The organism is Acaryochloris marina MBIC11017 (assembly GCF_000018105.1).
Classification (GTDB): Bacteria; Cyanobacteriota; Cyanobacteriia; order Thermosynechococcales; family Thermosynechococcaceae; genus Acaryochloris; species Acaryochloris marina.
The window spans coordinates 806,066-829,498 of the sequence record NC_009925.1 but is presented as its reverse complement, the minus strand read 5'-3'; the positions used below and the strand labels follow the sequence as shown (position 1 = coordinate 829,498).

The window sequence follows — 23,433 nt, the reverse complement described above, 5'->3', positions numbered from 1 at the left end:
TATCCTGTTTAGTGTTTGCAAAGGATAAACGAAGCGCTCTATTTATAGGGAAGCAGCAACTTGATGCAAACTATGAACAAAAGATAAGTATTCTGGAAACAATTATGAATTTATGCATTTATAATGCATGTGGTAACCACTGAAAATTGCTATAAAACAAAGTTTCCGAACCCATTACCGGGTGATTTCCTGGGCTTGAGGAGTTGAGTATGGCCGTCGCTAGCCGATCTAAAGTTGTCCCTGTTCGATCGAAAAAGGCTGGCTCTTCAGCCCGCTCCCATCCCCCTCAGGGACGACGAAAAACGAGGACTTTGTCTCGGCAAGAACAGCCCTTGGATCTCATTGATTCCCGTTCACCCCAATTTCCCAATTGGCTCATACTATTGATGGTGTTTCGAAAGCTGTCAACCCCAATTTTGATGGTGACAGTCCTGGGAATTTTGCCCCTCTATGCTTGGCGAGTCAATACGCAACAATCGTGGGGGGATCAATATACCAAACTAGAGGAACTGCAGCGTGATCAGCGTGATTGGATCACCCGCAATGAAGAGCGCAAATTCCAAATTTCTGAAAACTTAGAAAATAATCCAGCGGGCTTTGTCCCTAAAAGTTCTAAGACGACCGTGTTTTTTAAGCCAGCCCCGGCGCGTCCGGCTCAGCCTGCGCCTTCTCAGGGAAATGGCATCACCCATATTGATGTTGCTCCGATTGGTTATTAAGTCCAACTTCTTTGCAAGTTTATGCCCACTCCCTCTCACCCCATTCAAGATCGTCGGGCCGCAATCAAGGCTCGAATCCAAACGAAGCAGCCCCATCGAGTTCCAAATCAGCGATTACGCTTATTTCTTGTTTGGTTGGTGGTATTTGGAGGCATTGTGGGCTTGTTAGCCCGTTTAGTCTATTTGCAAGTCAGTGCGGCCCCGTTTCTCCGAACAAAAGCCCAAAATCAGCAGCTAGGTAGTCTGCCTGAACGTACCTTTCGTTATCCGATTGTCGATAGCCAGGGGAATCTACTGGCTAAGGATGAACCGGTCTTTCGTCTATTTGCCCATCCCTTTTTATTCCAAAAACAGCCAGATGAAATCGCGCAGGCTCTAGCTCCGGTCCTTGACCGCTCTTCCGATTCTCTGATGGAGCTATTCAAAACTGGAGAAAGTGGGATTCCAATTGGGTATCGCTTGTCGGAAACCGAAGCGGAAAAAATCAACAATCTCTATTTAGATGGATTAGAAATTACTCGGGAATGGCAACGGGTTTATCCCCAATCGGAACTAACTTCGGGGCTGGTTGGGTATGTCAACACCGAAAATCAAGGACAGTCTGGCATTGAATATAGCCAGCAGCCTCTCTTAAAGGGAGATCCGATTCCCTTACTGGTAGCGAGGGATGGCCAGGGCAAGCTTTTACCGGATCGATTTCCCTTAGAGTCCCTGAATGCCAATGACCTGACTCTGAAACTAACCCTAGATACCCGACTCCAGCGGTCAGCTCGACAGGCTCTGCATAAAAAGATGGCAGAGTTTCGCGCTAAGCGAGGCACCGTTATTGTGATGGATGTTGAGGATGGCTCCCTTAAGGCTTTGGCCTCGGAACCCTCCTTTAATCCCCAGCGTTATTTTGAAGCGAATACCGAGCTGTTTAAAAACTGGGCCATTTCGGATCTCTATGAGCCAGGGTCGACCTTTAAGCCGATCAATATTGCGATCGCATTAGAATCCAATGCCATCAAAGCCGACAGTGTTTTCCATGATGGCGGTCAAATTACCGTAGGGGGCTGGCCAATTAATAATGCCGACAACTCAGGTCACGGCAACCTTTCCATTACTGGCATCTTGGAATATTCCAGCAACGTGGGCATGGTTCATGTCATGCAGCGGATGGATCGATCGGCTTACTACAATTACCTGAAAAAAATTGGGATTGGCCAAATTACGGGTACTGATCTTCCCTTTGAAACCCCTGGCCAGTTTAAGGATAAGCAGCAGTTTTTAGACTATCCCATTGAAGCAGCAACCGCAGCTTTCGGCCAAGGATTTTCGGTAACGCCTCTACAAATGGCGCAGCTCCATGCCGCGATCGCTAATGGGGGCGAGTTAGTAACTCCCCATGTGGTCGATGGTCTGTATAACCCTGCTGGCAAGAAAACCAAGGGATTAAACCTAATTCAACCCCGACGCATCTTTTCGAAAAATACAGCCGCCAAAGTTCGGACTATGATGGGCAGCGTTGTCCAAAACGGCACGGGTAAACCCGCCAAAATTCCCGGCTATCGCTTAGGGGGTAAAACAGGAACAGCCCAAAAAGCAGATAGTGGTACCTACAGCAATGCCCGCATTACCAGCTTTGTCGCCTCATTTCCTTTGGAGTCTCCTAAATATGTGGTGTTGGCCGTAGTGGATGAACCGCAGGGGGGCAATGCTTATGGCTCAACAGTTGCCGCTCCGGTTGTGAAGTCAGTGTTGGAAACTTTGATTAGCGTTAAGGGCATTCCTCCCAGTCATCCTGCAGAATTGAAGGCAAAACCAAAACCATCTCGTTAAAGAACCTAAGCAAATCGCCCTTGCTAGCTTCTCTCTCCAGTTCAAGGTGGCGCTTAAACAAGGTACATAAAGCAAAATAACAACCTTCTCATTAAGTGGGAAGGTTGTTACCAGAGCCCTTTAAAGTCTCTGATCCTAAAAATAGGGAGCTCAATCAATAATGTATTGACGATATTAAAACCACCGACGAATACGACGATAAGTAGCCCAGCCTTGAAAAGCTCAATTAGATGAAGTTGAATGAATCTACCCACACTATCGTTTAGGAGATTGTGAGGATGGGTGCCCGATTACGTACTTTATTGAATAGCTCAGAAGAACAGACCTTATTTGAACTGAGGACAGCAACAACAGTCCCCCAACGGGTCAAAGATCGAGCCGCAATGATTCGATTGAGTCATCAGGGGATGTATGTAGAGAAAATTGCAGCCCTATTCCAGTGTAATGTTCGGACCGTTCGCCAAACCCTTCATCGCTGGCAACAGAAGGGATTAGGAGGGCTATGGGATGCACCACATCCGGGTGCTCAGCGACGTTGGAACCCCGAGGATATCGAGTATCTTGAAACCTGTTTGCGTCAGGAAGAACGCACCTACAATAGCCAACAACTGTCCCAGAAACTGGCGAAGGAGCGTAACGTTCACTTAAGTGCAGACCGCATTAGGCAGATTCTCAAAAAAAGGGGGTGATCTGGAAACGAACTCGTCATAGTCACCGCAATAAGCAAGACCCTGTTAAGAAAGCTATCAAACTCGCTGATTTAGAGATGTTGCAGTGGGCAGCAGCGAGTGGAGAGATTGAGTTGTATTACCTGGATGAGTCTGGTTTTTGCCTATGGATGCCCGTGGAATATAGCTATTTCTTCAAGGGAGAGCAAAAGCGGATGGAACAGACTAAACGTAAGGGAAGACGTATCAGTATTTTGGGGCTTCTCCAACCGTTGACGACCTTTGTTTATGGGCTAGTTGTCGGCAGTTTTAATGCCGACCGTTACATCAAAATAATGGATGAACAAGCATGCCAGGCCCAACAACAACTGGATAAAACTGGACGAATTCGGGTCATCGTTCAAGACAATGGCTCTAGTCATACTTGCAACAAAGCGAAGCAAAAATGGACACAGTGGCAAACCCAAGGGCTCTATTTGTTCTTTCTGCCCAAATACTGTTCACAGATGAATCCGAGAAACAGAGTGGCACCAGCTCAAAGCGCACCAATTGAGGGGGCAAATGTTTGAGCATGAGCTGGATTTAGCCTATGCGGTGATGGATGGCGTGAAGGCTAGAGCGTAAGCGGGAAACTATGAAGCAAAACGGTTGAGATTCCCATCACGGCTCGCTGCTTCATGAGCCTTTACGTACAGACAATTTTTAAGGCTTGGCTACTTACCACCAGTAGAAAGCTATTTTTTGACCTTCAATCTTCGTTAAAGAGTGAGTCTCATGTAGAGCATCACGTTCGAGTTTCTCTGACTCAGCATAAGACTCATCACTTGCCTTGGAGAGATGTTCCAGCCGAGTTGAAGCAGGTGTACTGGTTGTGATTAAAGGGTGCTGGAGTTCCGTTGTTTTACTCATGCCCTGCTGTGCAGTAGATGTCATCAACACGAGAGAGAATAGCCCAGCGCTGAGGACAACTTTAGCGGGAGTGTTTAGGATAGTAGACATTATTCAGAACCTCATTTAGTAAAAGAATCAAGTTGTTTAACTTGTCCTTACTATCGTTGAACCGTCAGTCAGAAAAAATACAGTTTAATTCAGGAGTCATTCAGAAAAATTAAGGTGTTGTTTTTACCCCAATCGATGGGAAATAGGGATAGCTTTTCTATCGATAAAACTATATTTTTTGAACCACAGAGAAGCCAACCTTCAGCAAGAGTGATTTCTTACGTTTGGGGGGAGTGAGCAGAAAGAGGCACTTAGGGAAGAAACCGAGCCTGCTCGGATTTATTGGGCACTCGGCAGGTGTCTCGTCGTCCAAACAGTCGATAGCGATTGCGAGCAATGAGACGATAGATGAGATCGCGAATCGGTCGCGGAATTAACCCAATGGCTGTAAAGATAGACCAAACTCCACCCAGACGTTTGCAGACTTGGATAAAGGCATCGGACTGATTGTAAAGTCCTCTCTCATCCTGATAGTAAATAGACCAGGCTTCCCGATCTAAGGGCAATGGGGGCAAATACTGTCTTGCTGTTTGACCTTGTAAAGGAGCAATCAGGATAGTTCCCAAAGGATCAACCTTCAGTAAGAGGTCAACAAAGCCATTACACATCACACATTCCCCATCAAAAAACACGATGGGCTGCTGAGTGGCGGTCGGTTGGCTGGCCGTCTGATTTGAAAGTTGCGGTGTCGCCATGCTGTTGCTCAAAGAATCTATTTTGAATCTAACATGGCCGATTGGGCGTTAGCATAGGGCTGTCTTGTGGGGCTTAGACATATCCTTTAGCAGGAACGGCAGCTTTCGAGGTAGGATCTGCAAGTTACATCTATAGCTAGTTGAACAATGGCTGAGCGACCGATTAAAAAGTCTGAATTAGAAAAGCGTGCCCAGGCTGAAGGCCAAACAGGCGATGACAAAAACCGTAACCAGAAGGGCCGTAAAGGTGGACGAGGAAAAGGTCGAAACAACAAAGATAGAGACAGGAAAAAGCCTGCTGTTCCCCTAGCTTTGATGAGAGGCCCCAAGCCATCCGCCAAGGTAGCAGAGCCTGAACCTGTAGAGGTCCCTGAGGAGGCAGAAACCGCCCCAGAAGGTAAAGAAGCTGTAGCTGAAGCAACCGATGCAACCGAAACGGACTCATCCGATGCTGAAGATAGCGAAGCAGAATCTGCTGCTGAAAATTAACGGTTAGCCTAAACATAATCTCTCTCGAAATTTATGTTTAGGCTAAATCCTTAGCAAATTAGGAAGACACGGGTTGAGGAATTGTGATATCAACTGGGGTCACCGTTTTTCCTAAGTCTTCTAATGGGGGTTGAATTGCTGAGCGGTTCCCCACGACTAAAGTGACAATCTGGTCAGGCTGCAGATATTTCTTCGCTGCAGCCTGAACTTTTTCAGCCGTCATGGTTTTGACTGCCCGCTGATATTGGAAGATAAAATCATCGGGATAACCAAAGTACTCATATCGCATTAAACGAGACAAGGTTTGGCCGGGATCCTGAAAGTTAAAGACAAAAGAGTTGAGAATTGAATCCTTGGCCTGTTGAAGTTCATCCGCCGATAAGGGCGCTTCACGGACCTTTTTCAGTTCACCCAACACCGCATTGATAAATGGCACGGTTGCTTCTGAACGCGTCTGCCCGCCAGAAATAAATAGCCCTGGATAATCGTAACGGGCACTCCATACTGCATAGACAGAGTAGGCTAATCCCTGGCGAGATCGTACTTCGTTAAACAACCGTCCCCCAAAGCTGTTGAGGGCTTCATTCATCACTAGTAAGGAGAAAATATCAGGGCTATCAAACTTCCCTCCCAAATGACCAATTTGGATATTGCTTTGGGAGAGTTGAGGCTGATCAACGATAAATGTCTCCCCAGCTTTGATTTGCTCTGCTCCCGGTGCAGGTGGTGCTTCATCCCGCTCGGGTATTGCGGGCCAATCGCCAAATTCCTGTTTGATCCGCTGAGTCATAGCGGCAGAATCGAAATCTCCCACAATGCCCAAAATCATGCAGTTGGGGTGGAAGTTTTGTTGGTAAAAGGATTCAACATCGGCTTGAGTGATATTGTCGAGGGTTTGATATTCCTGGGTGCGCGCATAGGGGCTGTCTCCCCCATAAATCAGTTTTTTAAATTCTCGGCCTGTAATGTCATCGGGGTCATCATTCCGACGGGCAATGTTTCCTCGACGCTGAGTCTTGGCTAAAACGAGCTTGTCCTCTTCGAACGCCGGTTCGCGAATGACTTCCGCAAATAAGCCAAAGACGGTATCTAAGTCTTCACTCAAGGCCGCGAAGGAGGCACTGCCGGAAGCGGTACTAATCCCAGTTTCTACAGAGGCCGCCCGTTGCTCTAGCATTTGGTTGAGCTGATCAGAGGGATGTGTTTTGGTACCGCCCGACCGCATCACGGTGCCAACGATATCCGCTAAGCCGACTTTATCGGCAGGCTCCAGCCGTGACCCCGTCCGCATGCGAGCAATGCCGTTGACCAAAGGCAGTTCATGATTTTCCATCAAGTAAACAGTCAAACCGTTATCCAGTTGGAACCGACTATATTCTGGGATGGTTACTTCAGGGAGGGGTGGAAATTCTAAGTCTGTATAGTGTTTAGCTGTGGCTGCTGTACCCGGACGAATCGAACCGATGACTAGCAAGAGGGGAATGACCGCGAAGGCAATTAACCGCTGTAGGGTTTTACTTAGAAATCGGTTGCGGTGGGCGTTGGGCATGGTTAACGTGCTTTTCCTATGAACAGCTCATCTCTAACAGATTAGCCTAAACTTTTACGAGGCGAGGGGGGAATTTATATCCTTTTGACCTGCTTTACAATTAAAAGTGCCCCTACCGTTGTCTGGCCCGTGAAAAAGCGCGTTACTCTTACGTTCCCTCGACGAGCCGTTCCGGTTCCAGTTACCTATCGATTGGCAAAAGATTTCAATGTAGCGGCAAACATAATTCGTGCCCAGGTGGCCCCAAACCAAATTGGTAAGTTGGTGGTGGAATTGGCGGGTGATATTGATCAGCTTGATGCGGCTATCGATTGGATGATTTCCCAAAATATTGATGTGTCTTCATCGAATCGCGAAATTCTGATCGATGAAGATAGCTGCGTTCACTGCGGTTTATGTACGGGCATCTGCCCCACTCAGGCCCTCACCCTTGACCCTAAATCTTTTTTGCTGAATTTTACCCGATCGCGCTGCATTGTCTGTGAGCAATGTGTCCCTACTTGTCCGGTTCAAGCAATCTCTACCAATTTTTAGTAGGCATTGAGCATGGTTGACCTTGAATCTCTTCTCAAAATAGAGTTACCGCGCTGTCTTGAGCAGGTTAAAGCCATTTCAATTCCCCCATTCAGCCCCAACGATGCCATCGCTACGGCATTTACATTGACATCACCACTAGATAGCGCTTTAGAGGTACAGGTTTTGGGCCATCCACTGGTAGACTACAATCCCAATTGCAGAGATGACTCCAGCTTTATCAGCCCGCTTTATCTTAAATGGTTCAATGGCCCCGAAATTTGTGTTTTCGATAGTCAAATACATGGCTATCACGGTGAGATGAATGCATCCGCTAAATTTCGCGGTTCAGGGCTGCCAAAGGTCTATTTATGCAGTGATTGCGACCATGATTGGTTTCATGTTTTATTGCAATTAAATTATTGGGACGCCTGTGACGAACTTCTTGAAGATGAGCCTGATTTACCCATTCAAGACTATTTTTGCCATGCTGTCTTTGTAGGAAAATGTCTTCAGTGCGGGACGATGCACACTATCCTGGATATGGACCTGTAATTAATAGATGGGGAATTCGTCCCCATGTAGGTCAATTCAGTGATTACAACCAAAATATGCTGAATCCTAATCGGAAGAACTTTAACACTGACCCTCACCTTCCCTTAAAGAGACGACATTGGTTAAGTCACTACTACCGAAATCATCGCTTTTAGGTAAGACAATTCCGTTGCCATTAAAATCCCTGAATACTCGCCTTTAGGAAGATTCTGGGGGAGTTGAATGGAAATATGAATGGACTCTGTTGCGTCGGGTGCAAGACTGAGGGGATTGGGGGTAATAGATATTGCATCCTGAGCAATTAGATCGCCTTGGCAACTGTGCAAATCCGTACAAAAAACTTTGGTTTGAGTGGATTCTGATCGATCATTGTGAACCTTAAATGAGATCTGAACTGTCTCTCCCGCGTGGCTGGGGTATGCAGGCTGCAGTAGAGGAACACCTGCCTCGCTCGATGGTGCTGATTCTGATACGCTACCCGGCAAATTTGATTTGAGGGAGAGTAGATTAGCCAACTCATTGACAAATCCATGCATTTCGTCCACTAAGCCTGGAACAGAATAGCTATTGGGTCTAGGAGGAGTCGTCGTTCCTAGGTCTAGGGGAGAGGCTACGGTCTGAGCAGATTCGAGGGGAGTTGATAGATCGTTATCAAGAATAGTGGCTGCTTGCTGTACGAGAGCTTCAGGGGTGGGTATTGTTTCACCGGCCATGGGCTGGATAACCTGAGCAACCGGATCTGTGAGCGCTTTGGGCTCAGCAGCTAACCCTCCCGCTTCAGACACCGTAGATGGAAGTGTTTCAACCTGTTCCAGAAGGCCAGTGACCGATTCGGGTAGCCCTTGATCGATGAGCTGGAGGGGTTTACGTCGATAGTGTTTCATCTTGACTGTCCTCTACTTGCGACTCAAAACCAGTGGTCCTATAGATTACGGCTAATCATATAGTGAATCAATTTGGGGATAAACGCTTTTTCCCCAGAGTTGGGCGTATCCTGATAGGCCACCGAGAATTCTTCTAAGGCTGCTTCGGCAAACTGATGGGCGACTGCGATCGCATAGTCAATACTGCCGTAATCTTGCATGCGTTGAATCACCCAGCTCACCTCCTCTTCAGACCGTTCTCCCCGAGGTTTTGCCATAAAGGCTTGGAGCACATCCCGCTCTGATGGGGTGCCTTGTTTAAATAGGTGCACTAACATCAACGTTCGCTTACCTTCCCAAATATCACCGCCAATTTCTTTGCCATACTGGTGGGAATCCCCCACCAAATTCAGCACATCATCTTGAATCTGAAAGGCCGCCCCCATAAAGTATCCAAACTTATTAAAGCGGTCCAGGTCCAGGGTGTCTTTAGAGGCAATCAGACCCCCAATCCGGCAGGGATGCATAAAGCTATACCAACAGGTCTTATTCAAAATCATCTGTAGGTAATCCGCTTCGGTGATATCACAGCGGTTGTCCCTTACCCACCCTAGTTCTGAGGCTTGCCCCTCTAAGGATTTCAACATTAAATGCTCAAACTCTTCATAGATCCGTTGGGTCAGTTGATGACCCAGCATGGGAATATTTTCCCGGACCAATCTCAGGCTTAAGGCATTCATGGCATCGCCAATATTAACCGCGATGGGCACCCCCTGCTCTGCCTGCAGGGTGGGCATGCGATGGCGGCATTCACTGTTATCTTCCACGTCATCATGGACTAGGAAAGCATTGTGAATCATTTCTAAGGCAACGGCTGATTTGAGGGACTGTTCTTCAGTCCCCCCAAAGGCCTGACAGGTCGCCATACATAAGGCGGGACGCAAGCCCTTCCCCATATGGGAGAGGTGTCTTTTGATCGGCTCATACAGATACTGTTGGGGTTCGCCCGTGGGAATCACAGCCAACAACGCGGCCAACGTCACCTCTCGGTAATGACCGAGATGGACCTGAAGGGTCTCTAGATCCGGAGGGGTAAGGGCAGCTAGGGACACCAGACACCTCTAGCTAGCGGATAGGGGAGGAGACTCGTCATCACTCAGGAATAATGCGGACTTTTCCGGAACGCTGAGGGGGCTGTTTAGAGGACTGAACAAAAGAGGGGTGGTGCTGTTCGGATAATGTTTGGAGTGTAGCCAAGCTAGGGATGGTTTCAGGCATCGTTTGGGACTCCGCCATCCGCACCACAATATCTAGCACTGACTTTTGCACCACCTCCATCAGCTCTTGCCGCAGTTCAACATTGTCAAAGCCTTGGGTGCCGACCGCATAGAGGGGGTTACCTAATTTTTCCAGGGGCTGATCAATGGTGACCCCGAGCAACTGCTCCAGAATTCGGCCACCTTGGTGGGCTAACTTGAGAGCCGATAATCCCCATCGCACCAAACTGTCATCCCAGGGTAAGCCCTGGTGAAACCGAATGCGATCGATCACTCGCCAGGGTTCAAAAATTTCTTGCTCATGCAGCTTCCAGATCTTGCATGGAGGGGCATCCATGTTGGCCGACTCAATAATGCCGTTGACAGCGCGGCGAGCCGCTTCATTGGCCCCTTCCATGGTCGCCAGATCCGTATAGGTGCGAACATAATCGGACGCAAGAAATAGATTGGGAATATCCGTCACCGCGTCTGGGCGTTTCACCCAAGTATTAATTAAATTGACCAGCAGCGGTTCTTCATTGGTATCTCCTTCCCCCTCGACCAGGTAAATCGCCGGATCCAAAAACCAATGGTCTAAATATTCATCCTTGAGAATTTCCTGGCCGTGGATATTGATGCTCTTTTTGAGTTGCGCCCACACCTCATTTTTAACTTCCTCCCGCGTGCATTCCTTGGCAGTTTTGCCATTGAGGCCCTTTTCATCCCACTCGGAAATATCAACAGAGATGATGCCTTTAATCCGACCGTCGGCATATTGATTAAAATCAACCCCTGGCCAAAACTGTCGTTGGGAAATAGAGGTGAGCGCCCAGGGAGAATCGACATAAATCGCATGGCCGTGGGACAGGGGCACATCCTGCGTTAAATAAAGCTGAATGCCATTCATCCAGGACACCCCGCCTTCGCTGAGCTGATGGAGCTTCCCTAATTCTGGATCCGCCGTTTTGAGGCTGTCGGTCACCAGCTCCGCCATGCGCTCGATCGGGACTGCGGCGATGTAATAGTCCCCTTGAGCCTGAAAAGTCTGGCCATCTTGCTCAATCGTGGCTCCCTGAATCAGTCCATTCACACAGTCAATGGCTAAGACCTTGGCCTCCAGATGATATTGCACCCCTTGTCGAATTAAGTAGGCCAGCCAAGGGTTGATCCAGGCATCGTTGGTGGGCGCATTGAGAACGCGATCGCTACTCGGTCCCGGCTCTACTAAATCAAACAGAAGCTGGACAAAAATATCGCCAATGGTTTTGGTACTCGCCAGATGAGCCTTTGCCGCGACCAGGGAACGGGTGATGCCATGACCAAAAATTTTCTGATAGGCCGGGGAACGCTGGTCTGCCCCTACAAACTCCCACCAGTCTTCTTTCTCATATTCCGCTAAGCGCCGTTCTTCGCAAGAAGTGACGATTTGCCAGACTTTGGTGCCAAAAAAAGCAATTTCTTCGGGAGAGACGCCAAAGTCTGGCCCAAAAATGGTGGGAAACTCATTGAGGATTTCCTGGACATCTGCAAAGGTGCGAGGAGAACGGGATGGAAATACGATGGGACGTTGGCCATAGCGGGCCATTTCAACTCGCGTTGTATCGACCAGATTATCGGCAACGGTTTTGTTTTTCCCATAAGGAATCCGCGCCATGGTATCAACAATATGTTTGTAGAAGCGAGGGAAAAATCGGAAGCCATGTTCTCCGGGCAGGGGCTTTCGAGGACCATTGGGGCCCATGCCTCCGGTATTGGGCACGGGAATACTGCGGGCCTTTCCTCCAGGAATTTTCTTGGCTTCGTATACGTCTACGGCAAACCCTCGTTCAATCAGCTCATGGGCGGCACTCAGTCCAGCCACGCCTCCACCAAGGATCACAACCTTCTTTTGCATGATGTTTCCTGTCTGCTATGAGGGGGGATGGGGATCAAAATTTGGGTTTAGGGCAAAGAAAAGGCACTCACGGCACCCTCTTCCTTCACTCTCAGGACAAATTTCTCATAGACTCGGAACAGGTATCTCGCTTCGTTACTGACATTTAAAAATTGCACGGTGGGGGAGGTGGCCACGACTAAATCGATGGGATCACCCGCCAAGGAAACGACCACAACTTGATGATCTTGTAAGGTACTGGAACGTAAGAGCTGTGTGCCTAACAAAGGTTCAATACGGTCTTTTGGTAGCACAAGAGAGCCATTTGGTGTGTTTACCTCAACAAACGCACCTTGGCCTAGGATACAAGCAAACGGTCCCAAATGCCCGCTTAATTCAAGGTTTGAGATCGCATCCGCAATGTTAATCACAAGCCGCTCCCCTAAAGGACCTGAAATTGGATCACGTGACGCTCTATTTACAAGCCCATCTGCTTGTTGACCACCCTTCACTCTACATAGAATAGGGCTTCTAGCATCCTTTAATTGTTGATTGGTGGGGTTAGCCTGCGGTAGACCATTGAAAATAATTGCATCTTCTGAACGTGCTAATAAGTTAGCTGCTCGGCGAAATGCGGAAATTGCCCCAATTAAATTCTCTTCAGCTAGCTGACGCTGTTTCAGCTCAATGTAAACTGACAAAGTCCAAAGCCTAAGAGTATCAATATCGTCAACTTTAATAGGTTCTAGAACTAGATTCTCAGGTATGGAATCCCCTTCAGGTTCAACTTCAAGTAGTGTTTGGCTGCGAACCACAGTGGCACTTTGTTCTAGTGGACCACAACAAGCTAGGAATGATCCTGCAACACTAACCTTACTCACCTCATCAGCAACAAGCTGTTGTATCTGATTCCACTGCTCAGAAGTCCAGTCAATTTGAGAGTTCATAGGGGCTGAATATCCTAAATATCGAAAGATAAGCGAACTGCTTGCACAACACAGTTATAAGTAGAAAACCCAATGCAGAAAATTCAGATCGAAAATAAAATAGAAATGCCAAAAGTTTACAACAAACTAGAGGGCATACAAATCATAAATCACGAGCAAATCTGACATTTGCACTTCTCCAATCCCAATACATTGGAGCCGATTTAACCACTGATATTGTGGATGTTCTGTTAAGAAACGCGGCGTTACTCTCAGAGGAGGGGCATTGGGCCATTGTTGCTTGAGAAAATTTTGATATCCCTTTTGTCCTAGTTCAAAAACCCCTGAATATCTTGTTTGAATCAGGGCTCCATCAACCGTTTGAAGTGTGGCGTAAGCCCCTACAATACCAACTCCATCATGACGAATAGTCATATGGTCTCCCCCATGTGAGCCAAAAATAGCATTGAGCTTCGGACCATTCACCTGTCCTGTCTTGATAGACCAGTTGACCCTCAAGCCCTCAGGCGTTTCTCCAATGATGTCAGGAGGCTCCTGCAACCGAACTTGCACAGTCCCAAGGTAATTTAAACTACAGGGGAACCGATGATGCGGCAACGACTCATGGAGTGGAGTTTTTGGCGTGGATTGGGGAGAAGTCAATGATGACGGCGAATCATTGATGATAAATGAGGATGAAAATTGCTGTGTATTACCAACCTTTGGAACTTGCCGTCCTGCACAAGATAGGGTTACCAAATACTCTACTTTTTGGGGTTCTAATAAGGATGGGAAATGAACAGAGAAGTATTGCTTTCCAGTGACATAGTCAGAGTGGCAAAGTACACCGGTAGTGGATCGAACCAGTCTATTTTTATCTGAACGATAATAGACAGTCACCTTATTGGCTAAATGTAGTGGATAAACCCCAACTGTAATGGAGATCCCCTGCCTAGCTGCTACAAAGCTCTCAGATGCTGGAGCATCTTCCGTTCCATACCAAAGCTTTAACCCATCATGGCAAACTTCCACGAAAACCTATCATCCCTCTAAAGAGGCAGAGCTTTCTATTTCATCTAGAAACATACGGACTTGACTCAGGTCAGGCGTACCCAAGCCTTCCGTAAACCGATTATAAATTTCGAAGGTACATTCCCGCGCTGCATCCACGTTCCCCTGGGAATGCCAAAAACGACCTAGGCTAAGAACAGCTCTTAGCTCCAGCATAATTGCGTTCTGTTTAAGCGCAAGGGATATGGCTTCTTTGAAGCAGTCTTCTACGATATTGGCATCAGAAGCTTGGAGTTTTGGTTGAGTTTGACTGAATCGTTGCCATAAAAACTCAGCTTTCAAGCGATATAATTCTGGCTCCATATGATGCTCATTTCGAGTAGTCGCCTCCTGAATGCCTGCGTCTAAGGCTTGAAAGGCTTCCTCAAAACGCTCAGATAACCAATACACCTCCGCTAACATCCCCATAACTTGTGGAAAAATAACTGAAGTTCCAGTGTTCTTAAATAACTCCAACCCTTCGATCATTTCCTGCAGACCCTCTTGAGTTCTCCCTTGCCAAGCCATTGACCATCCATGAAAGAGCATCGCCACAGGAATCCACAGGAGAAACCCTTCTGCTCGGGAGATATCCAGCAATTCTGCTGCTTTATCTTCAACTAAAGGCAAGTGACGAGTCAGTTGATACTGATGCAAGCTAGCGCCTAAGGCATAAGCTTTATTGGGAAGGTGATGCAGGTTTTGGGCCAGTTCCATTGCCGCTTCTACCTGTTTAGGTAACTCATCTGGATAGCCCAACATCCACAGGCTACCTGCCAGAAACATGTGTATACATACTGCGGAGGAAAGTTGGGTCTCAAATACTAAATGTTGCTCTGCTTCAAACTCAAATCTGGCTAACCCTTCATTGGCAACCTTTCTAGCATCAACATATTCACCCCGGTAAAAATGGGTATACCCCACTGCATGGCAAGCCATCTCATACATAATCGATTGATCTGCGAGTTGAGCTTTCTGCCAAACTTCTCCCGCAGCCTCCAGGGCTTCATCCATTTGGCCACGGAGAAAATAATTAGTCCATAGTCCCCATAACGCCTTAGATTGACTTTGCGGGTCCTCAGTTTTTGAGCTAAGTATTTTTGCCCGAAGACAGGTTTGTTCTACTTCTACGGATGCCCACCCTTTAATCGCCATATAAGCGGGAGCAAGGCCAAGCTGCATCTGTAATTCCAATTGATCTCGCTCGGTGCCTTCAGAGATCCCTTCCAGTAATTCTAGCCCTCGTATCAAATGTGCGATCGCTTCCGAATTGGCGGCTTGTCCTAAGTCTCGTTGACCCGCCTGCAGCCAATACTGGATAGCAGCATGCAGAAGCCCCGCTTCAGTAAAGTGATAGGCCAACAGCTCTGGACGAATGGATTCTTGGTCATCTCTGCGTCGCTCAAGGGTGTAGGCAATGCGCTGATGATAACCCTGCCGACGTATTTTCACTAATGATTGATACGCCGCATCCTGAATCAGCGCATGTTTGAATTGATATTTTGCAAAAGGTGGAGACCCTTCTTGGTAAAGGAGTCCTGATTCAACCAGTTGATTCAGACCATTGCGGAGGGTAGCTTGATTCCACTGAGACACCTCTTCTAATAATTCATAGTCAAATTCGCGTCCTAAGGTTGAGCCGAGTTGGGCTACTTCCTTCACGACAGACAGACGATCCAAACGCTCAATCAAGGAGTCATGTAACGTCGTCGGAATTGCCAAAGAAACATTGTCATCACTGAACCGGTTTAAAACAGGGCTTTCATCAACATCAGCTTCTAAAACCGTTTTCGTCAATTCCTCCACAAATAGGGGGATGCCATCTGTTTTCTGAACAATTTGTTGGACAAGGGCCTGGGGTAGGGATTTCTCCTGAGCCGTTTCCTCAACCATCACCTGAATTTCTTTCTGCCCTAAGCTATTGAGCTTTAAAGCGTGAAGGTGGGGGTAGGTATGCCAAGGCGACGTAAATTCGGGGCGGCAGGTTAATAAAATCAGGAGGCGGTGATCGCGAATATGCTCTAAGAAATAAGTAATGGCATCGAGGGTCGAAGCGTCCATCCAATGTAGATCTTCAATCACCAGTAAGACAGGCTGTTGCTTCGCTAACGCCAAACAAACTGCCGTCATGGCCTCAATGGTTTTTTGTTTTTGCCGCTCAGGGGTCAGGTTTAAAGGTGGATACTGTTCTTCAAAGGGAACTGCCAACAAACTTGCAAATAAAGGGGCATATTCTCCTTGAGATAACGAACATTGGCCGATGAATTGTTCAATTTTTGCCAATTTCTCAGCAGATGTATCGTCCTGAGAAAAGTTAAAGGTTGTTTGCTTTAAAAATTCAGTAATGGGATAGAAGGCACTGTTGCGATAGTAGGGTGAGCCTTGAATTTCAGTGAGCCATACGTCTTGGGCTTGAGCAACATTTTTTTTAACCTCCCAAACCAGCCTAGATTTCCCCATCCCTGCTTCCCCTTGCAACAGGACCGCATGGGTATGGCCAGTAACGGCTTCCTGCCATCGTTCAGATAGCAGTGCTGTTTCAGTAATGCGATTAACAAAAGGGGTTAATCCCGACTTTTCAGCAACAGCGAACCTACTTTTGGCTTTGCTTTCCTTCAGAACTTGAAAAATATCAATGGGATCTGAAATCCCCTTTAATTTTTGTTGTTCCAATTTCTGGCATTCAAAAAACCCCTGCACGAGGCGTTGAGTAGCAGCACTAATGACGACGGTATTGGGCTGAGCCAGGGACTGTAAGCGAGCCGCAATATTGGGAGTTGCACCCACAATAGCCATGGGATCAGGTGCATCTTTCACCCCCATTTCGCCAATCACCACTAGTCCAGTGTGAATGCCAATGCGAACGGATAGTCGCTCTCCCCACTTTTTCATGATTTTGGGATTGAGTTTTTGCAGGGACTCTAATATCCGTAGACCACTGCTAACGGCTCTCCGAGCATCATCTTCATGAGCCCGAGGGTAGCCAAAATAAATCAGAACCCCATCCCCTAAGTACCGAGCAATGTACCCTTCAGCATTTGCAATTGCCTCAGCACAGAGTTCTTGATAGGCCAGAAATACATCCCGCAGATCTTCAGGATCGAGTCTTTCTGCTAGCGGTGATGACTCTACCAAATCACAAAACATCACGGTTAATTGCCGCCGTTCAGTTTCCCGACTCCACCCATCTTCAGATGGTGTGTTTATATTTGTTTTCAGCTTGTGGGAGTAGTTTTTTTGTAAGGATAGTTGATGTGCTTCTATAGTCTGAGCAACCAGTATTTCTTGATTGCGATCAACAGCAATTTTGAGGACATCAATAATTTCATATTTTAAGTCTGCTAAATATTGATCATCAATATCAAATTGCCGTTTAATCGCCCTATAAGAAACTTGACCTCGACGATGCAAAATCTCAATTGTTTGTTCTAGTATTTCTTCAAAACTCATTTCAAGTCACGGCTCTCTTATGGAGAGAAAGTATTCAGGCTCAAAAAGTTACAATATCTCTCCGAAGTTGAGATTAGTGTCTAGCCAAAGAGATTGAGATTTTAACCATCGTTAGGTTGCCCAATGCTCTAGCATAACGCACCCACGACAGGAAGAGCATAGAAGTCATGCAGGGAGGACGATAGAGTGAGGTTTAGGTAAAAAAGATCGAAGGAGATTTTCAATAACTGATACCTTGCTTAAAGGTATTGATATTTTTAATATTAGACAGCCTATTTACTTATGTGAATTAGCTGGTATTCATGCCACATAAACCACATGCTGGGCCACTATATTCTAATATCATCTACCTCTTGTGGATACCCAGATTAGTATAACCATTTGTAACGACTAACTTTTGATATTCATTCTTTCAATCCTTTTGCTCAAATCAAGGATAGATAGGCTTCAAAGTGTAGCCCTAATGCCATAACTATCCCTATCCAAAAACAGAGAAACTAACGAGCTGAAGAAAGGTGGGCGCTGTAGAATGCTGATTTCCCGATTTCGTTTTGAGGCCGCTCAGAGTATATTCAGGTTCTCTGGGAGATTGATAGCAATCCCTTTAAGATGTAGAGAGTCTAAGAACCAGGTAGAGTACTTTGGGTCATAATCGATTAACTACATCCTTCCAGGGACTCATAGGGGAGAACTTAGTCTTTAAGATAGATTTTGCCCCTCACCATAGGGGATGCCTAAATTACAATCTACCCATTTAATGATTAAAAGGATAAAGACAGAGTAATTATGGCCAGAAATGGGATTGGTATCAATACAGCCCAAGATCGCTCAGAACGTATTGTTGGCCAAATTCACGTTTATGATGGAGCCGGCAAAGGCAAATCACAAGCGGCCTTGGGGGTGGTATTACGTTCAATTGGTTTAGGCATTGCGTCTGCATTCCCGACCCGTGTTCTACTACTACGGTTTTTAAAGGGGCCTGGCCGTCCCTATGCTGAAGATGCTGCCATTGAAGCCTTACAGCGTGCCTTTCCCCACTTAATTGATCAAGTGCGAACAGGAAGGGCTGAGTTCTTTGGGGCGGACGATATCACCAAGTTTGACCGCCAAGAAGCTCAACGGGGATGGGATATTGCCAAAGGTGCGATCGCATCCGGTCTCTACTCGGTTGTAGTTCTAGATGAGCTGAATCCGGTTCTAGATTTAGGACTCCTAGACATCAATGACGTAGTTCAGTCGCTCCGCAAAAAACCTGACCATTTAGAAGTGATCTCCACAGGGAGAGGGACACCCCAAGGCCTGCTTAATGTTGCCGATCTCCATTCCGAGATGAAACCCCACTCCCATGAAGGGACTCGCCAAGGGATTGAAGGGATTGAAATTTATACCGGATCTGGTAAAGGTAAGTCTACGAGTGCTCTCGGTAAAGCACTTCAGGCCATTGGTCGTGGTATTAGCCAAGACCAATCCCATCGGGTTCTGATTATGCAGTGGCTCAAAGGTGGGCTTGGGTATACGGAAGATGCAGCCATTTCTGCCATGCAGCAAAGCTATCCCAACCTGGTGGATCATCAGCGTTGTGGTCGCGATGCCATTGTGTGGCGGGGGCAACAGCAAGAGATTGATTATGTAGAAGCAGAGCGAGGCTGGGAGATTGCCCGAGCAGCGATCGCATCCGGTCTTTACAAGACCATTATTCTCGATGAGCTGAATCCCACCGTGGATCTGGAACTTCTGCCGGAAGAACCGATTATGCAGGCTTTTTTACGTAAACCCCGAGATACCGAAATCATCATCACCGGGCGCTGCCAAAACCCTCCCGCCTATTTTGAGTTAGCCAGCACCCATTCCGAGATGGTTTGCCACAAACACTATGCCGAGAAGGGCGTTGATCTCAAACGCGGTGTAGACTTTTAACGAATCTGTTGCAGTTTGCTCATAGATGCCCAGACCCCTCGTTTGACCTTTATGATGGGGGCAGATTCTTATTTCTAGACTGAAACAGTTGCTATCCGAATACAGATCACAGCCTTTTATCCATGAGTCTGCCGTTATCCGCAATGAATTTAGAGAAGCACAACCAACGGATGCAATTGTTAGCGGATGTTACCTACAAAATTAGGCAATCCCTGGATCTCCACGAAATTCTGCAGACCACTGTTACTGAGGTGCGCCAGCTCCTAGATGCTGATCGCGTTGTCATGTTCCAAATTCATCCTGATGGGGCAGGAACTGTGGTGCAAGAAGCAGTGTTGCCCGGTTGGTCAAAATCCATTAACCAAAATATTGTCGATACCTGTTTTGGTACCAGCTTTATCGATTCCTATCGACAGGGGCGCGTTTCGGCCATCAGCGATATCGAAACAGCGCCGATTACCCCTTGCCATGCTGATTTACTACGGCAATTTGAAGTAAAGGCCAATCTGGTTATCCCGATCATTAGTCAGGGACAGCTGTGGGGGTTGCTGATCGCTCACCAATGTTCAGCCCCAAGGGAATGGCAAGCCTTTGAAGTGGACTTGCTCAAACAACTTGCCGATCAAGCGGGAATTGCCCTAGCTCAGGCCAAACTCTTGGCCGATTTGAATCAAGCCCATCAACAGCTCAGATTTCATGTGGAGAATTCTCCCCTAGCGGTGATCGAATGGGATCATGCTTGCCGCATTCAGCGCTGGTCGGCTCAGGCTGAACGAATTTTTGGTTGGTCGGGAGAGGAAGTCATCGGCCGAGGGCCAGATCACTGGTTTATTCATACCGACGATCTCCATCTCTTTCGAGAACATGTGCTGAACCTGACTGGACACCCCTTTCCCAATTACGCCAATCCAGATATGGAGCGGTTGACCCGCAACTATACGAAAGCAGGCGATCTGATTGATTGCGAGTGGTACAGCTCAGCCCTGTTTGATGCAGAGGGCAACTTGGTGTCGATCCTCTCCATGGCACAGGATGTAAGCGCTCGCCAGCAGGCCGAAGCTGCTTTACAACAGCTCAATCGAGAGTTAGAGATGCGGGTTGAGCAACGGACAGCCGCCTTGCAAGAAAGCGAGCAGCGATTTCGATCTTTATTTGAAGCTGCCCCCGATTTTATCTATGTTTTAGACACCAAAGGGGTGATTCAGCATGTTAACCCGGTGGTGATTGAACGATCAGGCTACCGTAAATCCGAACTAGAAGGTCATCCTTTCATTAATCTCTTTGCCCCTAAATCTCAGGTGCTCTGCCAGCAGCAATTTGGAGATTTACTTGCCCAGGGGAGCCATCGGCAAGAGCTGGAGTTTATGGGCAAAAATGGCAAGATTTTGACCGTGGATTGCTCTTTCAAAGTGGTTAAAGACCCCCTGGGAAAAACATCGATTTTGGTGGTGCAACGGGACATTAGCGATCGCAAAGCCTTAGAACGGATCAAAGACGAATTTATTTCCGTGGTGAGCCACGAGTTACGAACGCCTTTGACTTCAATTCACGGATCGATCAAGCTCCTAGCCACAGGCCAACTCGGGGATTTATCGGATGATGGCCAACAAATGCTCGATATTGCCGATCAAAATACCGATCGTCTCGTTCGTCTAGTCAGTGATGTTCTGGACTTACAACGGATCGAATCGGGGCAAGCCAAGATTAGTAAGCACCTCTGCGATGCGGCAGACTTAATGACCCATGCTACAGACGCGATGCGGAGTATGGCCTACCACCATCAGGTCACCTTAAAAAGCACGCCGCTCTTAACCATGGTTTGGGCCAATCCAGATTACATGGTGCAAACCCTAACTAATTTGATCAGCAATGCCATTAAGTTTTCCCAGCCCGGTGGAACGGTTGAGTTAGCAGCTGAACTTCGGATTGAAGAGCGACGAGCCAAAGATAGCTCCTCTCCACCAGAGAGTCATGACACCCCCTTTCCCATCACGATTAAACATACTGAACTGTGGTTTCAAGTGATTGACCAGGGCCAAGGCATTCCGGCTGATAAACTGGAAAGCGTTTTTGAGCGCTTTCAACAAGTCGATGCTTCAGATGCTCGGGAAAAAGGTGGTACTGGTCTGGGCTTAGCCATCTGCCGCAAAATTGTAGAACAACATGGTGGCAAAATCTGGGCCGAAAGTGTTTTGGGCCAAGGCAGCTGCTTTTTTGTGGCCTTACCCATGTCCTGTTGGTTAGTGGAAAAAGCTGAGGTCAGTTAATCGTTGGTTTCCATCCCCTATACCTAGACCCAATCTATGGCAGAAAAACGCATCCTGATTATTGATGATGAGCAAGCGATTCAAGCTGTAGCTAGCCTCAGTTTAAAGATGGAAGCTGACTGGCAAGTCATCACCGCGAATTCAGGGGCTGAAGGAATCGCCATTGCTGGCCAGGAGCAACCTGACGCTATTTTGTTAGATGTGATGATGCCGATGCTGGATGGAATAGAAACCTTCAAACAGCTACAGCAAGGCCCTTTAACCCGTAGCATTCCGGTTATTTTACTCACGGCAAAAGCTCAAGCCGCAGAACAACAGCAATTTCAAAGCTTAGGGGTTGCTGGGGTGATTACAAAGCCTTTTAATTCCCTAACGCTAGCGAGTCAAATTGCCCAGGTATTGGGGTGGGTGCTGTAGCTTTTATAGATAAAGAGCTAACCAGAGGAATGGGACTGATACGCAAGTCTTTCCTGGGCTAAATCCCGAATTAAAGGGAGTCTTTCACTGATATAGGCGTTCAAATCGCGAGTATCGACCCGTTTGAGGAATTCTTCTCGGCGAAGCTGCCGAGACAACCAGATCACTAAAGCATCATTGTCCAGGGTCAATAAGATATTGGTTTGTGTCTCTTCAATTAATGACCAAAACTTACGGATTGCTTCAGGAGACATGAATCCGGCCTTTAAGATTCTCTTTATATTTATCAGGTTACATGAGAAATTTTGAGGTGAGAGGGATCTGTCGGAAGATGAAATAAAAGTTACATAATACTCATGAAACCAATTGACTTTCATGTGCAAGCTTAGCGAAATATAAATGCTGATTGAGTTGATAAATCCTTGTAAGCTCTGTAGAGTCTGGGCTTATCCGAGATTTAGTCGAATCTTGATTATGAACTGATCACAGTCAAACTACACTCATTAAATTTCCTCACTTCAACCACCCAAGATAAAAATTGAGCCCAATCCCCTCGCCTCATCTATGAACAGCTTGTAGCCATTGAAATGACTCAAAGCCACTGAATTGATTCCCCTCCATACAAAATGGCGTCGATTTTTCTTGGAACAGGACCAAGTCAGGCAGAATTGCAGGTTCATTCAACCTAAAACACGGCTTTGATTGCATCTTGAGCTTCATTTCGTAATTTTTTGGAGATGCGGAACAATTCTCGTCCTGTAGTGAGGTAACTATCGTCGTAGCAGTAGGTAAACCGTTCCAGATCTTCGATACCGTCCTCAATATGGTTGAGACAGTAGTATAAATGGGCAGCAACACTGGCAATATTGCCGGGATTCGGGAAAGATTGGAAGATCGTTTGAGCCTTTTCTAGGCAAGTCCGGCAATCGGCTAAGTAATCCTGAAAATCTGCCATTAAATCATCGTCATAGGGATCGGCAGATAAACATTGGATTTCATCGGCTAGGGGGTTAAGAATATTAGCCAGGTGCCGATTGACAGGTGTGTACACCTGCTTTAACCATTGCTGGAGATGGATCTCTGTTGTGCGGGCAGTTTGGGTTGGTTTTTGGTAGGCTTGACTGCGGGTAGCGCCAGCCTGTGCATTTCCCCATGAACCTTTGGTGGGAGCCGTACGGCGATGTTGGTCATAGGCCAACCGTCGATGGGGATCTTTTAAAACTTCGTAAGCTTCATTCACCTGAGCAATGCGCTCATGATTCGCCATCTGATGATGGCTATCGGGGTGAAATAACTTAGCCAGACGCCGATAGGCAGATTTGATCTCAGCTGGCGTTGCAGCTGGATCGACTTCTAGGGTTTGGTAGTGATTATGACCAGACATGAGGTCATTGTACTGAAGCTCA

20 protein-coding genes are annotated in these 23,433 nt (G+C 47.1%); 9 read left to right on the top strand and 11 right to left on the bottom strand.

The genetic code is table 11. The features are described from left to right. The first annotated feature begins 209 nt into the window (after positions 1-209). The 3 genes from AM1_RS03770 (at position 210) to AM1_RS39635 (ending at position 3,777) form a co-directional block, all read left to right on the top strand. The gene (locus AM1_RS03770) at positions 210-719 is read left to right on the top strand and encodes a hypothetical protein (protein ID WP_012161470.1); all 510 of its coding nucleotides are present in this window, start codon (positions 210-212) and stop codon (positions 717-719) included. A gap of 21 nt (positions 720-740) precedes the next feature. After that, positions 741-2,540, top strand: a complete 1,800-nt coding sequence (locus AM1_RS03765; RefSeq protein WP_012161469.1) for a peptidoglycan D,D-transpeptidase FtsI family protein — start codon at positions 741-743, stop codon at positions 2,538-2,540. Positions 2,541-2,818: 278 nt separating this feature from the next. Further along, a protein-coding gene (locus AM1_RS39635; protein ID WP_076611326.1) for an IS630-like element ISAcma27 family transposase occupies positions 2,819-3,777 on the top strand; the annotation gives its coding sequence in 2 pieces (ribosomal slippage) (positions 2,819-3,214 and positions 3,217-3,777; 957 coding nt in all). Positions 3,778-3,925: 148 nt separating this feature from the next. Here AM1_RS39635 and AM1_RS03750 read toward each other — a convergent pair. Together AM1_RS03750 and AM1_RS03745 are read right to left on the bottom strand one after the other, a co-directional pair. Next, the gene (locus AM1_RS03750) at positions 3,926-4,207 is read right to left on the bottom strand and encodes a hypothetical protein (protein WP_012161466.1); all 282 of its coding nucleotides are present in this window, start codon (positions 4,205-4,207) and stop codon (positions 3,926-3,928) included. A gap of 251 nt (positions 4,208-4,458) precedes the next feature. Further along, positions 4,459-4,902 carry a thiol-disulfide oxidoreductase DCC family protein gene (locus AM1_RS03745; RefSeq protein WP_041658954.1) on the bottom strand — a complete coding sequence of 148 codons (444 nt, stop codon included), beginning with the start codon at positions 4,900-4,902 and terminating at the stop codon, positions 4,459-4,461. 147 nt (positions 4,903-5,049) lie between these two features. Here AM1_RS03745 and AM1_RS03740 point away from each other — a divergent pair, with 147 nt between their 5' ends. After that, entirely contained in the window at positions 5,050-5,391 is a 342-nt protein-coding gene (locus AM1_RS03740; RefSeq protein WP_012161464.1) for a hypothetical protein, read from the top strand. 58 nt (positions 5,392-5,449) lie between these two features. On the opposite strand, the gene AM1_RS03735 is transcribed toward AM1_RS03740, so the two are convergent. Then, positions 5,450-6,940, bottom strand: a complete 1,491-nt coding sequence (locus tag AM1_RS03735) for a M16 family metallopeptidase (protein ID WP_012161463.1) — start codon at positions 6,938-6,940, stop codon at positions 5,450-5,452. Positions 6,941-7,069: 129 nt separating this feature from the next. Between AM1_RS03735 and AM1_RS03730 the strand changes: the two genes are divergently transcribed. Together AM1_RS03730 and AM1_RS03725 are read left to right on the top strand one after the other, a co-directional pair. Further along, entirely contained in the window at positions 7,070-7,474 is a 405-nt protein-coding gene (locus tag AM1_RS03730) for an NIL domain-containing protein (protein ID WP_041660748.1), read from the top strand. Positions 7,475-7,486: 12 nt separating this feature from the next. Next, a complete protein-coding gene (locus AM1_RS03725) occupies positions 7,487-8,008 on the top strand; it encodes a hypothetical protein (RefSeq protein ID WP_238549159.1) in 522 nt (173 codons plus the stop codon). A gap of 122 nt (positions 8,009-8,130) precedes the next feature. On the opposite strand, the gene AM1_RS03720 is transcribed toward AM1_RS03725, so the two are convergent. From AM1_RS03720 to AM1_RS03695, 6 genes are all read right to left on the bottom strand, one after another. Then, positions 8,131-8,892, bottom strand: coding sequence for a hypothetical protein (locus tag AM1_RS03720; protein WP_012161459.1), 762 nt, complete (start codon positions 8,890-8,892; stop codon positions 8,131-8,133). Between the two features lie 38 nt (positions 8,893-8,930). Beyond that, on the bottom strand, positions 8,931-9,983 hold the full coding sequence (locus AM1_RS03715) for a polyprenyl synthetase family protein (RefSeq protein ID WP_041658952.1): 1,053 nt from the start codon (positions 9,981-9,983) through the stop codon (positions 8,931-8,933). Between the two features lie 40 nt (positions 9,984-10,023). Next, positions 10,024-12,021 carry a hydroxysqualene dehydroxylase gene (locus AM1_RS03710; RefSeq protein WP_012161457.1) on the bottom strand — a complete coding sequence of 666 codons (1,998 nt, stop codon included), beginning with the start codon at positions 12,019-12,021 and terminating at the stop codon, positions 10,024-10,026. Positions 12,022-12,068: 47 nt separating this feature from the next. Next, positions 12,069-12,947 (bottom strand): encapsulin, encoded by an 879-nt coding sequence (locus AM1_RS03705; protein ID WP_012161456.1) that lies wholly within the window; start codon positions 12,945-12,947, stop codon positions 12,069-12,071. A gap of 126 nt (positions 12,948-13,073) precedes the next feature. Continuing rightward, positions 13,074-13,958 (bottom strand): DUF3237 domain-containing protein, encoded by an 885-nt coding sequence (locus AM1_RS37470; protein ID WP_012161455.1) that lies wholly within the window; start codon positions 13,956-13,958, stop codon positions 13,074-13,076. Between the two features lie 9 nt (positions 13,959-13,967). Continuing rightward, entirely contained in the window at positions 13,968-17,426 is a 3,459-nt protein-coding gene (locus AM1_RS03695; RefSeq protein WP_012161454.1) for an adenylate/guanylate cyclase domain-containing protein, read from the bottom strand. Between the two features lie 786 nt (positions 17,427-18,212). On the opposite strand from AM1_RS03695, the gene AM1_RS03690 reads away from it, so the two are divergent. The 3 genes from AM1_RS03690 to AM1_RS03680 all read left to right on the top strand — a co-directional run bounded on the left by AM1_RS03690 (position 18,213) and on the right by AM1_RS03680 (position 22,027). Continuing rightward, a complete protein-coding gene (locus AM1_RS03690; protein ID WP_010479221.1) occupies positions 18,213-19,343 on the top strand; it encodes a cob(I)yrinic acid a,c-diamide adenosyltransferase in 1,131 nt (376 codons plus the stop codon). 122 nt (positions 19,344-19,465) lie between these two features. Continuing rightward, positions 19,466-21,610 carry a PAS domain S-box protein gene (locus AM1_RS03685; RefSeq protein ID WP_012161452.1) on the top strand — a complete coding sequence of 715 codons (2,145 nt, stop codon included), beginning with the start codon at positions 19,466-19,468 and terminating at the stop codon, positions 21,608-21,610. Between the two features lie 36 nt (positions 21,611-21,646). Next, a complete protein-coding gene (locus AM1_RS03680) occupies positions 21,647-22,027 on the top strand; it encodes a response regulator (RefSeq protein WP_012161451.1) in 381 nt (126 codons plus the stop codon). Between the two features lie 17 nt (positions 22,028-22,044). Here the strand turns inward: AM1_RS03680 and AM1_RS03675 are convergent, their stop codons facing one another. Together AM1_RS03675 and AM1_RS03670 are read right to left on the bottom strand one after the other, a co-directional pair. Then, positions 22,045-22,281 (bottom strand): hypothetical protein, encoded by a 237-nt coding sequence (locus AM1_RS03675; RefSeq protein WP_012161450.1) that lies wholly within the window; start codon positions 22,279-22,281, stop codon positions 22,045-22,047. Positions 22,282-22,712: 431 nt separating this feature from the next. Beyond that, positions 22,713-23,411: a J domain-containing protein gene (locus AM1_RS03670; RefSeq protein ID WP_012161448.1), complete on the bottom strand. Its 699-nt coding sequence runs from the start codon at positions 23,409-23,411 to the stop codon at positions 22,713-22,715. Positions 23,412-23,433: the final 22 nt, after the last annotated feature.